16 protein-coding genes are annotated in these 17,415 nt (G+C 60.1%); 10 read left to right on the forward strand and 6 right to left on the reverse strand.

The genetic code is table 11. The annotated features are described in order from the left end of the window. Positions 1-15: 15 nt before the first annotated feature. On the reverse strand, positions 16-1,251 hold the full coding sequence (locus tag AC4PS7_RS04665; protein ID WP_492179139.1) for an anthrax toxin-like adenylyl cyclase domain-containing protein: 1,236 nt from the start codon (positions 1,249-1,251) through the stop codon (positions 16-18). A 301-nt stretch (positions 1,252-1,552) separates the two neighbouring features. Between AC4PS7_RS04665 and AC4PS7_RS04670 the strand changes: the two genes are divergently transcribed. Next, positions 1,553-2,176 carry an HAD family hydrolase gene (locus AC4PS7_RS04670; protein ID WP_198730013.1) on the forward strand — a complete coding sequence of 208 codons (624 nt, stop codon included), beginning with the start codon at positions 1,553-1,555 and terminating at the stop codon, positions 2,174-2,176. Here the strand turns inward: AC4PS7_RS04670 and AC4PS7_RS04675 are convergent. Beyond that, complete coding sequence (locus AC4PS7_RS04675; protein WP_021490962.1) at positions 2,173-3,078, reverse strand: LysR family transcriptional regulator; 906 nt, start codon at positions 3,076-3,078, stop codon at positions 2,173-2,175. The two genes, AC4PS7_RS04670 and AC4PS7_RS04675, sit on opposite strands and share 4 nt — an antisense overlap. 102 nt (positions 3,079-3,180) lie before the next feature. Between AC4PS7_RS04675 and AC4PS7_RS04680 the strand changes: the two genes are divergently transcribed. Then, positions 3,181-4,350 carry an aspartate aminotransferase family protein gene (locus tag AC4PS7_RS04680; protein ID WP_010211993.1) on the forward strand — a complete coding sequence of 390 codons (1,170 nt, stop codon included), beginning with the start codon at positions 3,181-3,183 and terminating at the stop codon, positions 4,348-4,350. Here the strand turns inward: AC4PS7_RS04680 and punR are convergent. After that, positions 4,331-5,254, reverse strand: a complete 924-nt coding sequence (gene punR / locus AC4PS7_RS04685) for a DNA-binding transcriptional activator PunR (RefSeq protein WP_010211992.1) — start codon at positions 5,252-5,254, stop codon at positions 4,331-4,333. The genes AC4PS7_RS04680 and punR overlap by 20 nt on opposite strands. 122 nt (positions 5,255-5,376) lie before the next feature. Here punR and punC point away from each other — a divergent pair, with 122 nt between their 5' ends. After that, positions 5,377-6,567, forward strand: a complete 1,191-nt coding sequence (gene punC, locus AC4PS7_RS04690) for a purine nucleoside transporter PunC (protein WP_047541550.1) — start codon at positions 5,377-5,379, stop codon at positions 6,565-6,567. A gap of 122 nt (positions 6,568-6,689) precedes the next feature. Here the strand turns inward: punC and AC4PS7_RS04695 are convergent, their stop codons facing one another. Continuing rightward, entirely contained in the window at positions 6,690-7,523 is an 834-nt protein-coding gene (locus AC4PS7_RS04695; protein WP_010211988.1) for a hypothetical protein, read from the reverse strand. A 158-nt stretch (positions 7,524-7,681) separates the two neighbouring features. On the opposite strand from AC4PS7_RS04695, the gene AC4PS7_RS04700 reads away from it, so the two are divergent. Then, complete coding sequence (locus AC4PS7_RS04700) at positions 7,682-9,184, forward strand: nucleobase:cation symporter-2 family protein (RefSeq protein ID WP_492179140.1); 1,503 nt, start codon at positions 7,682-7,684, stop codon at positions 9,182-9,184. Between the two features lie 97 nt (positions 9,185-9,281). Here AC4PS7_RS04700 and AC4PS7_RS04705 read toward each other — a convergent pair whose 3' ends face one another. After that, complete coding sequence (locus AC4PS7_RS04705; protein ID WP_010211986.1) at positions 9,282-10,214, reverse strand: proline iminopeptidase-family hydrolase; 933 nt, start codon at positions 10,212-10,214, stop codon at positions 9,282-9,284. Between the two features lie 91 nt (positions 10,215-10,305). After that, positions 10,306-11,070 (reverse strand): LuxR family transcriptional regulator, encoded by a 765-nt coding sequence (locus AC4PS7_RS04710; protein ID WP_010211985.1) that lies wholly within the window; start codon positions 11,068-11,070, stop codon positions 10,306-10,308. Positions 11,071-11,253: 183 nt separating this feature from the next. Here AC4PS7_RS04710 and AC4PS7_RS04715 point away from each other — a divergent pair, with 183 nt between their 5' ends. The 6 genes from AC4PS7_RS04715 to AC4PS7_RS04740 are packed head-to-tail and all read left to right on the forward strand — an operon-like array spanning position 11,254 to position 17,414. Then, positions 11,254-12,141 (forward strand): proline iminopeptidase-family hydrolase, encoded by an 888-nt coding sequence (locus AC4PS7_RS04715; RefSeq protein ID WP_010211983.1) that lies wholly within the window; start codon positions 11,254-11,256, stop codon positions 12,139-12,141. Between the two features lie 3 nt (positions 12,142-12,144). Further along, positions 12,145-13,092 (forward strand): ABC transporter permease, encoded by a 948-nt coding sequence (locus AC4PS7_RS04720; protein ID WP_010211982.1) that lies wholly within the window; start codon positions 12,145-12,147, stop codon positions 13,090-13,092. Beyond that, positions 13,089-13,946: an ABC transporter permease gene (locus AC4PS7_RS04725; protein WP_021490954.1), complete on the forward strand. Its 858-nt coding sequence runs from the start codon at positions 13,089-13,091 to the stop codon at positions 13,944-13,946. Before AC4PS7_RS04720 ends, AC4PS7_RS04725 begins: the two co-directional genes overlap by 4 nt. Continuing rightward, positions 13,943-14,899, forward strand: a complete 957-nt coding sequence (locus tag AC4PS7_RS04730; protein WP_010211978.1) for an ABC transporter ATP-binding protein — start codon at positions 13,943-13,945, stop codon at positions 14,897-14,899. The genes AC4PS7_RS04725 and AC4PS7_RS04730 overlap by 4 nt, the downstream gene beginning before the upstream one ends. Then, on the forward strand, positions 14,896-15,867 hold the full coding sequence (locus tag AC4PS7_RS04735; RefSeq protein WP_492179143.1) for an ABC transporter ATP-binding protein: 972 nt from the start codon (positions 14,896-14,898) through the stop codon (positions 15,865-15,867). Before AC4PS7_RS04730 ends, AC4PS7_RS04735 begins: the two co-directional genes overlap by 4 nt. 32 nt (positions 15,868-15,899) lie before the next feature. Beyond that, complete coding sequence (locus AC4PS7_RS04740) at positions 15,900-17,414, forward strand: ABC transporter substrate-binding protein (protein ID WP_042570759.1); 1,515 nt, start codon at positions 15,900-15,902, stop codon at positions 17,412-17,414. Position 17,415 lies beyond the last annotated feature (1 nt).

Raw genomic sequence — 17,415 nt, forward strand, 5'->3', positions numbered from 1 at the left:
TTGCGCCCAAGGTGCTCAATCTTGGCGAAAGGTCGACGCCAGCCGCTCCTGCGCATGGGTGAAACCAGAGCGTTTGATGCCAGTTACTTCTTTCTCCCAAAGCGGATTAACAGCAACGTGATAGCCGCTGTCTTTGGCTGTTGTTATCAGTTCCGCCATTTCCTTGCTGTTGTTGATGATGCTGACCTCGTCAAAGCGCCCAAGCTTTGTGGGTAGAAAGAAGGTTGCCGGGTAGTTGGCGGCGACTTCCGTCGCGGGGCTACCGGAGTCCGCATTGTGGTGTACCACCCGCTCTCCATTGCCGACCAAACGGTGATTGATCAGCTCAATCATTTGCTTTATCCGTGGCGTGGCATTGCCCAGATCGGGGTCTTCCTTTTGATAGAAGTGTGCGGCGCTTTCATAGTCTGCGCGTAACGCTTGCGGCACTTGAAAGGTGCTGGGGTCAGGTCGTTGCTGCCTGTAGCGATCGATTCGGTGAGTGAAAACACTGTGCGCTATGTCGGGCACCGGGATTTTGTCCTGTGGGCCAAAATCGCTGAGGTGGGGCGCGACCATGTGCAGGTCATAATCGGCCGTCAATGCCTTGCCTCCTTCGCGTTTTGCCAGCACTTCAATGGGTTTGCCTTCGTGGAAGATCAGATAGCTATCTTCTGAGGGCGATGTGCGTTTGCCTTCGAATGCATACATCTGCTGGCTGGGGCCTTGAGCACTGAAACGCAGCGTGTCGCTGTGTGTTTTTGTTGTCAGGTCGGTGATCTGGCCGAGTTTCATCAGTTCGCCGAGGCGGTGGCTCGAAATATTCAGAGGCACTGCGACGGCATGTCCATCGCGGATGCATTCCTGGATTTGTTCGTTGGCGCGGGTCACTTTTGCGGGCGCGTCCTCCTTGAGTTTTTCAAGCTTGCTGAACGCTTGGTTCGTACAGATCAGGCCAGCCTGCGGTCCCCAGTTGGCACTTTTTCCCTTGATGTGAAAATCCTTGGTGGGGTGACCGGCCTCTATCAACCCGGTAGCCACAGTTTCTACGGGACGTACACCGATGATGGAGTTGGTATCCACCGCGATATTTTGCAAGGGCGCAAGATGGCTCGGCACTATTCCGGTCTGCCCCCTGACGCGTTCAAGTGCGAGATTTACCGCGTTGTTCGTCTCTTGGGCGATGCCAGTCGACCGACTGGCTTGAGCGCTCAGTACTACGTGCAGGCTGAGTGCGGAAGGTGAAATAGCAGGGGAGATGATGTCTCTCATTGAATGTCTCCAAGTCATGTTTCATCGGCATGTTGGATGATCCCTTCCAGACCAGAGCATTCCCTCGATTGCAGGGCCGACACTAGAGCCATTTTTTAGGGGCGGGGCGAAAAAAGTATGTCTGGCTGTACGGCGCCGAATCGACGAAAGACGGTGCAAGTCTCGAATGCCGGGGGTTACAGCGCTGCTGGTAGTGCGCGTTCCATGACATTATCGGAAGGGGCCTACAGTTGATTGCTTGCCGCCGCGTGTCATTGCTGTAGGAGACTGTCGCAGCACATTAGTTAATTGGGAGGCGCATATGACCGTGCGTGCAGTGGTTTTTGATTTCGGCGGGGTCCTGTTCGATTGGAGCCCGCAGCACCTTTACCGCAAGCTGATTGCCGATGATGGCGAACGGCAGTGGTTTCTCGAGAATATCTGTACCCAGGCGTGGAACACCGAGCAGGATGCCGGTCGCTCCCTGGCCGAAGGCACCCGCAGCCTGATCGAGCAATACCCGCATCATGAACGGCTGATCCAAGCCTATTACGATCGCTGGCACGAAATGCTGCGTGGCCCGTTGACGGAAGGCGTGGCGATCCTCGAGGCGCTGCACCAGGCCGATATGCCGCTGTTCGGGCTCACCAACTGGTCGGCTGAGACCTTCCCGTATGCGCGGGCCAACTACCCCTTCCTCCAATTTTTTCGCGATATCGTGGTGTCCGGCGAGTTGAAACTGATCAAGCCTGACGCAGCGATCTACGACGCCAGCCTCAGCCAGGTACGGGCCCACCTGCCAGATATCCAGGCGGCGGAAGTGGTGTTTATCGATGATGTTGCCGGCAACATCGAAGCAGCCATCGCTCTCGGCTGGCGGGGGATTCATCATGTGTCCGCCGAGCGCACTGCCGCTCAATTGCGAGAATGGGGTGTGGGCTTTTAGCGCGCCCATTTTTCCATGGCGAAATCCACAAAGGCGCGCAGCTTGGGCAGCCGATAACGGTCCTGGCCGTAGAGCAGATGCATGGGGCGGCTGGGGAGTCGATAGGCGGTGAGCAAGGCCACCAGCTTGCCGCTCTCCAGATCCGGCTGCACCAGGGCATCGGCCAGCATGATGATGCCCATGCCGTTGACGGCCGCCTGGCGTAGGCCTTGCGAGCTGTTGATGGTCAAAGAGCCGGATACTGGAACCTCCACCTCGCCGCTCTCGCCGGTCATGCGCCACAGTTTGTCGGCGTCGCGCCAGTTGTCACTCGCCGGGTAGGCGAACGCCAGGCAGTCGTGGTGCTGCAGGTCATCGGGGGTCTGAGGTGTACCACGTCGCGCCAGGTAATCAGGTGATGCGCAGAGGGTGAGGGTGTAGGCCTGCATTGGCCTGGCGATCAGACTGGATGTTTCCAGTTCGCCAAGGCGAATCGCCGCGTCGAAGCCGCTGTCGACCAAGTCCATCCGCTCATTGCTCAGTACCACGTACAGATTGATCAATGGGTAGCGTCGGGAAAATTCGCTCAAGGCCGGTGTAAGGCGTTCGGTGCCGAACACGGGGGGCGCGGTGATGCGCAGGGTGCCTTTGGGGACATCACTGTGGGCTTGCTCGGCAAGCTGTTCGGAGTCGGCTACCAGCCCCAGTACTTCCAGGCAACGCTGGTAATACTGGCCACCAAATTCAGTGAGACTTTGTTTGCGTGTGGTGCGTTTGAGCAGGCTGACGCCCAGCCGCTGCTCCAGCGCACGTAGATGGTTGCCGACCATGGTGGTAGACATCCCGCAGGCTTGGGCTGCCGCCGTCATGCTGCCGGTCTCGACCACTTTCACGTACACCGACATTGCCTGGAACAGATCCATTATCAAGCCCTGGTTTAAAGTCATTGCAGGAATGCGCAGTTTATCCAGCTCAGGTGGCTAACGATACTGCAGCCATCACTACGATGCACTGGAGCCCGCACCATGACCGCCGCCTGCCTGATGACCACTTATCAACCCTTGGCCCTGAGCTTTACCCGCGGCTTGGGTACGCGCCTATGGGACCAGCAAGGTCGCGAATACCTGGATGCGGTGGCCGGTGTGGCGGTGACCAATGTCGGCCATTCGCACCCCAGGCTGGTGGCGGCTATCAGCGAGCAGGCGGGCTTGCTGTTGCACACGTCCAATCTTTACAGCATCGACTGGCAACAACGGCTGGCCCAGCGTCTCACTCAGTTGTCAGGCCTGGATCGCGCGTTCTTCAATAATTCCGGCGCCGAGGCCAACGAAACCGCGCTTAAGCTGGCGCGCCTACATGGCTGGAAAAAGGGCATTGAAGCGCCGTTGGTGGTGGTGATGGAGAACGCCTTTCATGGCCGTACCCTCGGCACCCTGGCCGCGAGCGATGGCCCCTCGGTCCGCCTGGGCTTCCAACAGTTGCCGGGGGATTTTCTCAAGGTGCGCTTTGGTGATCTGGCGGCACTGGAAGCGATCACCAAGGCATTTGGCCCGCGCATCACCGCGGTGCTGCTGGAGCCGATCCAGGGTGAAAGTGGTGTGCTGCCGGCACCGTCGGGTTACCTGCAAGCTTTGCGCGATCACTGCACACGTCAGGGCTGGCTGATGATGCTTGACGAGATCCAGACCGGCATCGGCCGTACCGGCACCTGGTTTGCCTTCCAGCATGAAGGCATCGTCCCGGACGTGATGACCCTGGCCAAAGGCCTGGGCAATGGCGTGCCGATCGGCGCGTGCCTGGCTCGGGCCGCGGTGGCCCAATTGTTTACACCGGGCAGTCATGGCAGCACGTTCGGCGGCAATCCGCTGGCGTGTCGGGTCGGATGCACCGTGCTGGACATCATCGAAGAACAAGGCTTGCTGCAGAACGCAGCACAACAGGGCGAACGCCTGTTGGCCCGGTTACGCGTGGAATTGAATGAGCATGCGCAGGTCGTGGCGATTCGTGGCCAGGGGCTGATGATCGGTATCGAGTTGGCCAGCCCCTGCCGGGACCTGGCTCAGCGCGCCGCCCAGGAGCACGGGTTGCTGATCAACGTCACGCGGGGCAAGATCATTCGCCTGTTGCCGCCGCTGACCCTGGATACTCAGGAGGTCGAGATGATCGTGCGGGCCATTACCCGGTTACTGGCGTAGGGCCGTTAAGCCACTCCTGGTTCAGGGTCTCGGTATCGCCCAGGTACTCCAGCAGCCAAGTCATGGCCGGGGACAGCTTGTTCTGTGCCCACGCCACGCAAGACGGGCTGGCCGGAAACGGCCGGCTCAATTGCAGCGCCACCAGCTCACCGCGTTCGATCCACGGCAACACCTGATGCGCCGGCGCCATGCCTACACACAGACCGTCGCGCAAGCAATCGATCGCGGATGCCCAATTCGGCACCACCAGCCGACGCTGGTTATCCAGTGTCCAGGTGTCACGCTTGGGTAGGTTGCGCGAGGTGTCGGTCATGCACAGGGAGGCAAAGGGACGCAGCTGATCGTCGCTCAATAATCCTTCGACGCTGGCCAGCGGGTGTCGCGCGCTGACCACGCACAGCCAATTCAACAAACCCATATCGCGGAAGGTGAAGTGGCTGGCCACCGGCACCGCGCTGGTCGCGCCGATCACAATGTCGGTGCGTTCATCTGCCAGGGCATCCCACACGCCGTTGTACACTTCGTACTCCAGCAGCAACTCGACCTCGGGAAACTGTCGATAGAAGTCCAGCACCAGCTGCCGACAGCGTTGGGGTTTGACGATGGAGTCCACCGCGACCTTCAACTGGCCACTCCAGCCATTGGCGACCTGCTGACACAGGCGCCGGGTGCCGAGCATTTTCTTCATCACGCCACGGGCTTCGTCGATAAACAAGCGGCCGGCGGGCGTCAGTTCCACGTCTCGGTGGCGTCGCACGAACAAGGGCACCGCTAGCCACTCTTCCAGCTGGCGCACGGTATAGCTGACGGCCGACGGCACTCGATGCAGTTCCTGGGCTGCGGCGCTGAAGCTGCCATGGCGTGCCACGGCGTCAACCACATCCAGGGAATATTCGGACCACATGCTGACTGCCTTCAAATTTATTGATAAGAGTGTCCAATTATTATCGCTTCACAGAGAATCTGTCAGCTTCATAATGGGCGCCAGTCAGCAAATAGTTTGATGGCAGAATGAACAAGGCTTCAATGAAAAACTCTTTTGGCTTCACTTGGTATCTGGCGGGACTGAGCATGCTCGGTTACCTCGCCATGGACATGTACTTGCCGGCATTTGGTGCCATGGGCGAGCAGTTGCAGATTGGCGCTGGCGCAGTAGGTGCCAGCTTGAGTATTTTCCTCGCCGGCTTTGCGGTGGGGCAGCTGTTGTGGGGGCCGTTGTCCGACCGCTTGGGGCGAAAGCCCATCCTGCTCGCCGGCCTGAGCCTGTTTGTGTTGGGCTGCGCGGGGATGTTCTGGGTCGAGACCGCGCCGCAATTGCTGGCGCTGCGCTTTATCCAGGCGATTGGTGTGTGTTCCGCCGCCGTGAGTTGGCAGGCACTGGTGATTGATCGCTACCCGGCCGACAAGGCCCATCGCGTGTTCGCCAGCATCATGCCGCTGATGTCGTTGTCGCCAGCGCTGGCGCCGCTGTTGGGCGCGATGGTGCTGAATCACTTCGGTTGGCAGGCGATCTTCGGCGTGTTGCTGGGGGTGTCGGTGCTGTTGCTGCTGCCGACCGTATTCCTGCGTGGCATGCCGAAACGCCCGATGGAGGGGCGCGAGCCGGTGCGCCTCGGTTATGGACAGTTGCTCACGTCCCGCGTATTTACGGGGAATGTGATGATTTTTGCCGCCTGCTCGGCCAGCTTCTTCGCCTGGCTGACGGCGTCGCCCTTCATCCTCGGCGGCATGGGCTACAGCCCGAATGATATTGGCCTGAGCTACGTACTGCCTACGTTGGCGTTCCTGGTCGGTGGCTACAGTTGCCGCAGCGCCTTGCAGCGCTTTCAGGGCAAGACGCTGTTGCCCTGGTTGCTGCTGGCGTACTGCATCAGCATGGTGGCGCTGTACCTGGTCGCCACCTTGACGGTGCCAACCCTCACCACCTTGTTGATTCCGTTCTGCCTGATGGCGCTGTGCAACGGTGCCAGTTACCCCATCGTGGTGGCGAATGCGCTGATGCCGTTTTCGGAAAATTCCGGCAAGGCGGCGGCATTGCAAAACACCCTGCAACTGGGCTTGTGTTTTCTCAGCAGCCTGGTGGTGTCGTCGATGCTTGACCAGCCGCTGCTGATTACCGCGATCGTGATGCTGGCGACCGCGCCGCTGGCCGTGCTGGGCTACTGGCTGGCGCGGCCGAAAGCCGACAATTCAGCCCTGGCACCGAATCTGAAGTAACAACGCGGTCAACACTGTGGGGGCTGGCTTGCCTGCAATAGCATCGGCTCGGTGTACCTGACACACCCAATCGCCCGCATCGCAGGCAAGCCAGCTCCCACGGTTTGATCGGGCTTCTTCAGTTAGAACGTCACTTCCAGGTTCACCGTCGGCGTCGATGTGCGGCTACCCCGGCCGCCATCCACGCCAAACTTGTTATGCCAATACTCGTAACCCACCCCAAGGTACAGGTTCGGCTTGACGCTTTTGCCCGGTCGCACCGCCACCATTAGCGCGGTGCGCATCAGGGCCTCCGGCGCGGTGTCGCGGCCGTGGTAGTCCTCGCCTTTTTCCCCGACGTAATTGATAAACCCCTGGAATTTCGCCGCATGGTTGGCGATTTCGAATGGGCGCATCCACGTCAAGTTGAGCAGGTAAGTGTCGTCGAAGGTGTGGTTCGACTCCTGCGCGCCGGGGATGCCGGTGTGGTTCCTTTCCTTGTAGTACATCAGGCTCAGGTCGAGTACGCCGACAGTGTTGAACTTCAACGTCGGGCCGATCACCAGCGCGCGTTTTTTGGCTGAGGCGAAGTTGTTGTTGCGGTTGGCGTCAAAACCCAGCGTCAGCGCGTAGTCCTTGACCAGGCCGGTGCCGAGCGGCACATCGAATACCCGCGACGCATACAGCTGGTGGCGGTACACCGCATACACCTCACTCCCGCCATGATCGGTGCCCTTGCGCGGGTCGCGGCTGTCGGACAGAAACACATCGAGGTTGAGGAAATTGCTGCCGTACTGGTAGCCGCTTGCGTGAGTGAAGCTGTAGATGCGCTTGCTGAATTCGTCGGGGTTATTCGGATTGGTGAACTGCTGGCCGTAGCGAAATCCTACGCTGTTGTTCATCCACTCTACTGCGACGGCCTCCCCGCCGCCGAGAAGGGTAAGCGCGACGGTGGCGCCCTGTAGTGCCTTTTTCATTGTTATGGGTCCTTTGGCGTTCTGGCTCATCACGGTCGGATTGTTTTTGTAACGCCGTTGGAGGGTAACTTGTCTGATTGATTGTATACAACTCTATGGACATCCACTCCAAACATTGCATACAGTGGCCGCACAACAAAAACAGAGAACCCCTCACCATGACTATCCCGAAGGCGTCACCGCAGCGGCCAGAAGATGAGAATCTCGGCGTCGCCGCCAACATGGCTTACGGTCTGCAACATGTACTCACGATGTACGGCGGAATCGTTGCGGTCCCCCTGATTGTCGGCCAGGCGGCCGGGTTGTCCCCGGCGGATATCGGCCTGCTGATCGCTGCGTCGCTGTTTGCCGGCGGCCTGGCCACGCTGCTGCAGACCTTGGGTCTACCGTTTTTTGGCTGTCAATTGCCGCTGGTGCAGGGCGTGTCGTTTGCCGGCGTGGCAACCATGGTGGCGATTGTCGGCAGTGATGGCGCCGGCGGTGTGCCGGCGATTCTTGGGGCGGTGATGGCCGCGTCGTTTATCGGGTTATTGATAACCCCCGTTTTTTCACGGATCACCAAGTTTTTCCCGCCGTTGGTCACTGGCATTGTGATCACGACCATCGGCCTGACCCTGATGCCCGTTGCGGCGCGCTGGGCCATGGGCGGCAACAGTCGCGCGGCGGATTTCGGCAGCATGTCCAACATCGGCCTTGCGGCGTTGACCCTGGTGCTGGTGTTGCTGCTGAGCAAGATCGGCAGCGCAACCATCTCGCGCTTGTCGATCCTGCTGGCGATGGTTATCGGCACGGTGATTGCGGTGTTCCTTGGCATGGCCGACTTCTCCGGCGTGACTCAGGGGCCGATGTTCGGTTTCCCAACGCCATTCCATTTCGGCATGCCAACCTTCCACGTTGCTGCGATCATCTCCATGTGCATCGTGGTGATGGTGACCCTGGTCGAGACCTCGGCGGACATCCTGGCGGTGGGCGAGATCATCGACACCAAGGTCGATTCCAAACGCCTGGGTAACGGCCTGCGCGCCGATATGCTGTCGAGCATGTTTGCACCGATCTTCGGTTCGTTTACCCAGAGTGCGTTCGCCCAGAACGTCGGGCTGGTGGCGGTTACCGGGGTCAAGAGCCGCTTTGTGGTGGCCACCGGTGGGCTGTTTCTGGTGATTCTTGGGCTGCTGCCCTTCATGGGCAGGGTGATCGCGGCGGTGCCGACCTCCGTGTTGGGCGGTGCCGGGATAGTGCTGTTCGGCACCGTGGCGGCCAGTGGTATCCGCACGCTGTCGAAGGTGGATTACCGCAACAACATGAACTTGATTATCGTGGCCACTTCCATCGGTTTTGGCATGATCCCAATTGCGGCACCGAGCTTCTATGATCACTTCCCGAGCTGGTTCGCGACCATTTTCCATTCGGGTATCAGCTCGTCGGCGATCATGGCGATCCTGTTGAACCTGGCGTTCAACCACTTCACCGCCGGTAATTCGGACCAGCAGTCAGTGTTTGTGGCGGGAACCGAGCGCAGTCTGTGCTTCCGAGATGTGTCGGAACTGCGTGATGGGGATTACTTCAAGGGCGGCAAGTTGTTTGATGCCGAAGGGAGAGAGATTCCGTTGGTGGCGGATGTGTCGAGGAAAGCGCACAAGGCAGAGACCACCGAGGTCTGACGCCGAACAGGGGCGCAGTGTGGGAGCTGACTTGCCTGCGATAGCAAGGGCGAATTCACCGCCGTCATCGCAGACAAGCCAGCTCCCATATTGGAAACTATCCGGCCTTGTGTTCTTTGTAATGCACAGAACACACCTCATCCAGAAACTTCACCACGGTGCCCATGCACGCCTGGCGCTCCTCCACATGGGGCATGTGGCTGGAGTCTTCAAACAGTGCCCAGCGCACATCGGCGATTTCATCCAGGAACGGTTTGACCACCCGTGGCGTGGCTTCGTCGTGTCGGCCGGAGATCACCAGCGTGGGCACGTTAATCGCCGACAGACGGCCAATGGAAGTCCAGTCTTTCAAGCTGCCTATCACGTGGAATTCGGTCGGGCCGCTCATGGCGTGGTACACCGTCGGGTCTGAATCGACCGCGGCGAACGTGCGCGCCACTTCCTCCGGCCACGGGATGACTCGGCACACGTGCTGGTCATAAAACACCCTTGAGGCGGCGAGGTATTCCGGGTCCAGGTAAGTGCCGGTGGCCTCGTGCTTGAGCAGGGTTTCATGCACACCTTCCGGCAACAATTTGCGCAGTCGGTTGGCTTCGCTGACCCAAGTGCGCATGCAGGTCGGCGAGTTGGCCGGGATGAACGCGCGCAAGCCCTTGGGCTGCAGGATCGCGTGTTCACTGCCGAGCATGCCGCCCCAGGATTGGCCGAGAATCGCGTAGTTATCGCTGATCTGCAGGTGGTCCAGCAGGTTGTTGAGTTCTTCGAGGAACAGGCCCACGGTCCAGAAGGACGGATCTTTTTCGGGTAGATGAGTAGAGCGGCCGTTGCCCAACTGGTCGTAGTGGATCACGGCGTGGCCGCTGGCGGCGACGTCCTTGAACGCGTCAACGTAATCATGGGTGCAACCGGGGCCGCCGTGGATAACCACCAGGGGAGTGCGACCGCTCGACAAGTCACCGGTGACGCGGTACCAGGTCTGGTAGGCGCCAAACGCCGCATACCCTTCGCGGATTTTTTCGATGAATTCCATTTCGTACCCTGCTCTGAAAAAAGGCTCAGGGACACGATAATGCGTGGGCGAAATTTAAGTAACTAGCAAAACAGCTAGGTTTTGCCGGTGGTCAGTCGTCTAGCAGGCGGTAATGGGTGGCGCGCACCACCGCCTGCACGCGGTTCTTGGCCCCCAGCTTGTGCATCGCCGAGGCCAGGTGCAAGGTGACCACCGCCAGAGAGCGGCTCAATTGCGTGGCGATTTCGGCAGCGGTCAGGCCATCGGCGGCCCATTTGAGGCACTCGCGTTCGCGTTTGGTCAGGTGGATATGCGGATAAGTGCGCAGTTCCTTGCTAAACAGCGGGTAGGCTGCTTCCTGCAAGGCATGGGAAATCAGGCTGAAATCCGACAAGGTCTGCTGCACATCCTGCAGCACGCTGCGGGCCTTGCCCGTTCGTAGTCCGGTCAGCGACGCGAAGCCGCCCCGAGGCAGGTGGATCGGTACGCTGACGCCGCAGGTCAATTCCTGGTCGTGCAAGTAGGACGACACCGGCGCATGGCAGGGATCGATGATCTTTTGCAGCGGGGTATCGACCTTGACGTCGTAGGACCATACGAACGGTGACACCGTACTCAGGGCCAGATGTTGCACCGGGTCGATCTGGTAGAACCCTTCGCTGCACCACAAGGCGTGCCAGTCGGGCGGCGTATTGCGCAGTGCGAGCACCGAGGGTGTGATCAATGCGCCATCCTGATCGATCGGCACGGGGGTGTAGTCATACACCAATGCATCGAAGCCCAGTTGCTGGGCGAGGATAAACGTATTGTCCATCTGCTCATCCAGGCTCCTGCCCGGCATCAGACGGTGATTTAACGCAGTCAGCTTGGCCAGCATCCGTTCTGCTCCCGAATTCATTTGAATCTCGACTTGCTGCAAGTAGAATGCCACGCCCCGGCGAAGGACTGCCAGGCTAAACCTATAAGAAATACTAGGTTATGGCCGCACGACATCCTAGGTAGTGTTGGTCTGATCAACGGCCGCTGCCTGCCAGCCCGACACTAGACAAGGAATGTATGCATGTGGCGTGAAATTGCCCCCGACCAGCAGTACAACGTGCAAGTCGACGGCCATAACCTCGTGGTTTACAGCTTTGGCGAAGGCGATGAGGTGCTGTTGTGCCTCAACGGCGGGCCAGGCTTGCCGTGTGACTACTTGCGAGACGCCCATGGCTGGCTCAAAGACCATAACCTGCGAGTGGTTGCATTCGACCAGCTTGGCACGGGCGCATCAGCCAGGCCCACCGACGTTTCTCTGTGGGAAATCCGCCGTTATGTCGAAGAAGTCGAAACCGTGCGCCAGGCCCTGGATCTCGGTCGCGTGCACCTGCTCGGGCATTCCTGGGGCGGCTGGCTCGGTATCGAATATGCCATCCATTATCCCGACGCGCTGAAAAGCCTGATCCTGGAAAATACCGTTGGCGACATTCCGCACCTGTCCCAAGAGCTGGAACGCCTGCGCGGCGCCCTTGGCAGCGAGACGGTAGCCATGATGCAACGCCACGAAGCCATGGGCACCCTGGACCACCCGCAGTACCAGGCCGCGATCACCTTGCTCAACTATCGTCACGTGTGCCGCCTGGACGAGTGGCCCGCACCGGTCAAACGCTCCCTTGACGACTGGAACATGGGCCCCTACGAAACCATGCAAGGCCCCAACGAATTCCTCTACATCGGCAACCTCAAGGACTGGAACCGCATCCCTGAGATGGCCGATTTCAAGATGCCGATCCTGATCACCACCGGCCAGCATGACGAACTCACCCCAGCCTGCGCCATGCGCATGAAACTGGCGGCCCGACACGCCGAACTGCACGTGTTCCCCAACAGCAGCCATATGCCTTTCTATGAGGAGCCCCATGCGTATTTTCCGGTGTTGCTGGACTTCCTTGCGCGTCATCGGGGCTGACGGATGAACCTGGCGCGCTACCGTTTTGTCTTGTACCGGCCGCTGCAATTGCTGCCGGTGCTGTTTGGCATCAGCCTGATCACCTTTGTGCTGGTGCGCTCGATTCCCGGCGACCCGGCGCGTGCTTTGCTGGGTTCGCGCAGCACGCCGGACGCTTTGCTGAAAATCCGCGCCCAGTACGGCCTCGACCAGCCGTTGTGGCTGCAATATTTCTACTTTCTGAAGAACCTGCTCAAGGGCGACCTTGGCCAATCGCTGCTGTACAAGGTCGATGCGCTCAAGCTGATCGTCACGCGTATTGAACCCACCCTGGTACTGGTGCTCGGCAGTGTGGTGCTGGCGCTGCTGATCGCCGTGCCGTTGGCGACCTTCGCCGCACGCAACAAGGGTGGCTGGGCGGATAACCTGATTCGCGTGTTCACCACGGTTGGCCTTGGCATGCCGGCGTTCTGGCTGGGCTTGATGCTGATCCTGTTGCTGAGTGTGCAGTGGGGCCTGTTTCCGGTATCCGGTTACGGCCGGACCTGGTTGGATAAAGCGCATCACATGGTGCTGCCATGCCTGACGATTGCCCTGGCGTTGTCGGCGGTGCTGGTGCGCAACTTGCGGGCGAGCATGTTGATGGAACTACAGGCCGACCACGTGACCGCCGCCCGGGCGCGTGGGTTGTTGGAAGCCGCAGTGTTTCGCCGTCATGTGCTACCCAATTCCCTGGTGCCGGCGGTCAATCTGCTGGCGGTGAACATCGGTTGGCTGATCAGCGGCACGGTGGTGATCGAAAGCCTGTTCGCCATCCCCGGCATCGGCCAATTGTTGGTACGCGGGATCTTCACCCGCGATTACATGGTGGTGCAGGGCGTGGCCATGGTGCTGGCTTGCGCGACGGTGATCGTCAACTTCATCGCTGACGTCGTGACCGTGGCCCTCGACCCGCGAGTGAAGATGCAATGAGCAGTCGTCCGTTGATTGCCCCTTGGCGCTTGCGCCTGCGCTTTGGTTTGCGCAATGGCCGGCTGACGGCTGCGTGGGGTTTGTTGATTCTGCTGGCATGGCTGGTGCTTGCGCTGTTTGCACCGTGGATCGCGCCATATGACCCGATTGCGCAGAACACCGATTTCAGTTTGCTCGGCCCCAGCCTTGCTCATCCATTTGGCACCGATAACTACGGAAGGGACATTCTTTCGAGGGTTATCTGGGGTGCGCGTATAGACCTCCAGTTAGCCATCGTCGGGGTGATCTTCCCGTTCATGATCGGCACCTTCATCGGCGCGGTCTCCGGTTACATCGGCGGGCGTTTCGACAGTGTCTGCATGCGTGTGATCGATGTGATCCTGGCCTTCCCGTTCCTGGTGCTGATGCTGGCGATCATGGCCATTCTCGGCCCAGGCTTGAAGAGCTTCTATATCGCCATGGCCTTGGTGGGCTGGGTGTCCTACGCGCGGCTCATCCGCTCGCAGATCCTGGTGCTCAAGGAAAGCGACTTTGCCCTGGCCGCCAAAAGCCTGGGCTTTGGCCATGGGCGGATTCTGTTTCGGCACCTGCTGCCCAATGCGATGTTCGGCTCCATCGTGTTTTCCATGTCGGACGCGGTGTTGGTGCTGCTCAATGGCGCCGCCGTGAGTTACCTGGGCCTGGGCGTGCAACCGCCGACCGCCGAATGGGGCACGATGGTGGCCGAAGGACAGGCCTTCATCACCACTGCCTGGTGGATCTGCACCTTTCCGGGGCTGGCCATCGTGACCTTGGCCATGGGGTTCAGCCTGCTCGCCGATGGCGTGGCGCAAGTGTTGGGGGATCGCTCATGAGCCTGTTGCAAGTGCGCGACCTCAGTGTGATTGCCAACAACGCAGGGCGTGATGTGACCTTGGTCGATCGCGTGTCTTTCGATTTGGCCGAGGGTGAGATCCTCGGGCTGGTGGGGGAAAGCGGCTCGGGCAAGACCATGGCCTGTCGCGGTTTGATGCGCCTGCTGCCATCGCCCAACCTGCGCGTGCAAGGCGGTGCGGTCCGGCTGGGCGGCCAGGACCTGCTGTCATTGGATGACGCTGGCATGCGGGCGGTGCGTGGCGGTCAGTTGGGCATGATTTTCCAGAACCCCAGCAGCCACCTCGACCCGCTGATGCGCATCGGCGAGCAGATTGCCGAGGGCATCCGCCTGCATCAAGGTGCGTCGAAAAAAGACGCGCGCCTGCAGGCCATCGAGGTACTGCGCCAAGTGGGCATCCCCGATCCCCAGGCGCGGGTCGACAACTACCCCCAAGAGTTTTCCGGCGGCATGCGCCAGCGCGCGATGATCGCAGTCGCCTTGGGCTGCAACCCGAAAGTGCTGATCGCTGACGAGCCGACCACGGCGCTGGATGTGACGGTGCAGGCGCAAATCCTGCGGCTGTTGCTGGAACTGCGCGACCAGCGTGGCCTGTCGATCATCATGATTACCCACGACCTTGGCGTGGTTGCGCAAACCTGTGACGCCATCGCCGTGATGTACGCGGGGTGCCTGTGCGAGCACGGCAGCAAATACGATGTGCTGGCGCAACCGCAGCACCCTTACACCGCCGGCTTGATCGACTGCCAACCTGCTCACAGCAGCGGCCACGCTTTGCTGCGCACGATTCCCGGGCAGCCGCCGCTGCTGGACGCCTTGCCTGCCGGCTGCCGGTTCAACCCGCGCTGCCCGCAAGTCGGGGCCTTGTGCACCGAAGTGCTGCCGGAAGGCCAGCGAGTCGCCTGTCATTACCCGTTGGGAGCGCAGCCATGAGCCTGTTGCAGATCAAGGACCTTGAGGTGAAGTTCGCCGCGTCCGGCACCGGCTTGTTCGGCTTGAACAAACAGTGGGTGAGGGCGGTGAACGGTGTATCGCTGAGCTTGGCGGCGGGTGAAACCCTCGGGTTGGTCGGTGAGTCCGGCAGCGGTAAAAGCACCTTGGGCCGCGCCATTTTGCACCTCAACCCGATCAGCGCCGGACAGGTGCTGTTTGATGGCATCGACATGGCCCACGGCAGCGCCATCGACATCACCCGGCTGCGCCATGAAACCGCAATGATCTTCCAGGACCCGTACGCCGCACTGAACCCGCGGCATACCATCGGCGAAACGATTGCCGAAGTACTACGCGTGCAACGCAAGGTTGCGCCGGAGCGGATATCAGATCGCGTCAATGAACTACTCGATCTGGTCGGCCTGCGGCCCGAATTGGCCAGTCGTAAACCCGGCTCACTCAGCGGCGGTCAGTGCCAGCGCGTCGGCATCGCCCGGGCGTTGGTGGTGGAGCCGCGCCTGATCATCGCCGACGAGTGCGTGGCGGCGCTGGACGTGTCGATCCAGGGCCAGATCATCAACCTGTTGCTGGAACTGCAGCAGCGCATGCACCTGGCGATCCTGTTCATCGCCCATGACCTGGCTATCGTGCGTCGCCTGTGCGATCGCGTGGCGGTGATGTACCTGGGCAAGATCGTTGAGGAGGGGCCGGTGGAGTCGGTCTTCACGGCGCCACGCCATCCGTACACGGCGGCGTTGATCCAGGCGATTCCCGAGATCGATCCGCATCGGCCGTTGCCGACAGAGCCCTTGCCGGGTGAGCCCCCGAGCCCGCTGAACTTGCCTGCAGGCTGCGCCTTTCACCCACGTTGTCGGCATGCCCGGACCATGTGTTCCGTGGTGTTGCCGCCGACGCATTTCCTGCACGAGCATCGGTACAGTTGCGTGCTTGAAGAACCTTTGCTTTAACCCTCTGCCATTCATTAACAAGGAGTTGTGATATGCAATCGCGCCACTTGAAGTTGCTCGCCGCCGCTACATTGACCGCATGGTCCCTGACTGCCGGCCTGGCGCAAGCCGCCGGTGTACTGACCATCGGCTGCCGTGAGGACAGCACCACGTTCGACCCGATCAAAAGCGCGCAAAACCGCGACACCTGGGTCTTCGCCAACGTCTACGACACCCTGGTGCGCGTCGATAACCTGGGCACCAAGATGGAGCCGGGCCTGGCAGAAAGCTGGGACATTTCCAAGGATGGCCTGACCTACACCTTCAAGCTGCGTGATGCGAAGTTCTCCGACGGTTCGACGATCACCGCCGACGATGCAGCGTTCAGCCTGCTGCGCATCCGCGACAACAAAGCCTCGCTGTGGGCAGACCCTTTCAACCTGATCAACACGGCCAAGGCGTCAGACCCGAAAACCCTGGTGGTCACCCTGAAGACCCCGGCTGTGGCCTTTCTCTCGCAACTGGCGTCGCCGACGGTGTCGATCCTGTCGGAAAAAGCCATGACCAAGATGGGCGAAGACGCCTACTCGGAAAACCCCGTGACCTCCGGCGCGTTTACCGTGGACGAGTGGCGCAAGGGTGATCGCGTCATCCTGAAAAAGAACCCGAACTTCTGGCAGGCCAAGAACGTGAGCCTGGATGGCGTGGAGTGGGTCTCCGTCACCGACGACAATACGCGCATGCGCATGGTGCAGAACAACGAGCTGGACACGGCGATCTTCGTACCGTTCTCGCGGGTTGAAGAGCTGAAGAAAGACAAGAACGTGGTGATCCATGCCGACCCGTCCACCCGTGAAGATCACCTGCTGATCAACCACGAGCATGGCCTGCTGGCCAAGCCAGAAGTACGTCAGGCACTTGACATGGCCATCGACAAACAATCGCTGGTGAAGACCGCCACTTACGGTCAAGGCACCGTGGCTTATTCCTACATTCCAAAGGGCTCGCTGTACCACTACGCCAACAACCTGCAACGCCCGTACGACCCGACCGCCGCCAAGAAGCTGCTGGAGCAGGCCGGTGCCAAGGACTTGAAGCTCAACTACGTGGTCAATGCCGGCAACGAAGCCGACGAGCAGATTGCGGTGATCATCAAGGATCAATTGGCGAAGGTCGGCGTGACTGCCAACCTGCAAAAGGTCGACCCGACCCAGAGCTGGCAGATGCTGGTGGACGGTGAGTACGATATTTCGGTGATGTACTGGACCAACGACATCCTCGACCCGGACCAGAAGACCACCTTCGTGCTGGGCCACGACACCAACCAGAACTACATGACCCGTTACAAGAACGACAAGGTCAAGGCACTGGTGGCGCAAGCACGCATCGAGGCTGACCCGGTCAAGCGTGAGCAGATGTATGTGGAACTGCAGAAACTGGCGAAACAGGATGTGAACTGGATCGACCTGTACTACAGCCCCTACATCAACATCTCACGCAAGAACGTGAGCAATTTCCTGCAGAACCCGTTGGGGCGCTTCACCCTTGAGGAAGTAGTGAAGAACTAAG

This window comes from Pseudomonas sp. DW-iso3 (assembly GCF_058725305.1).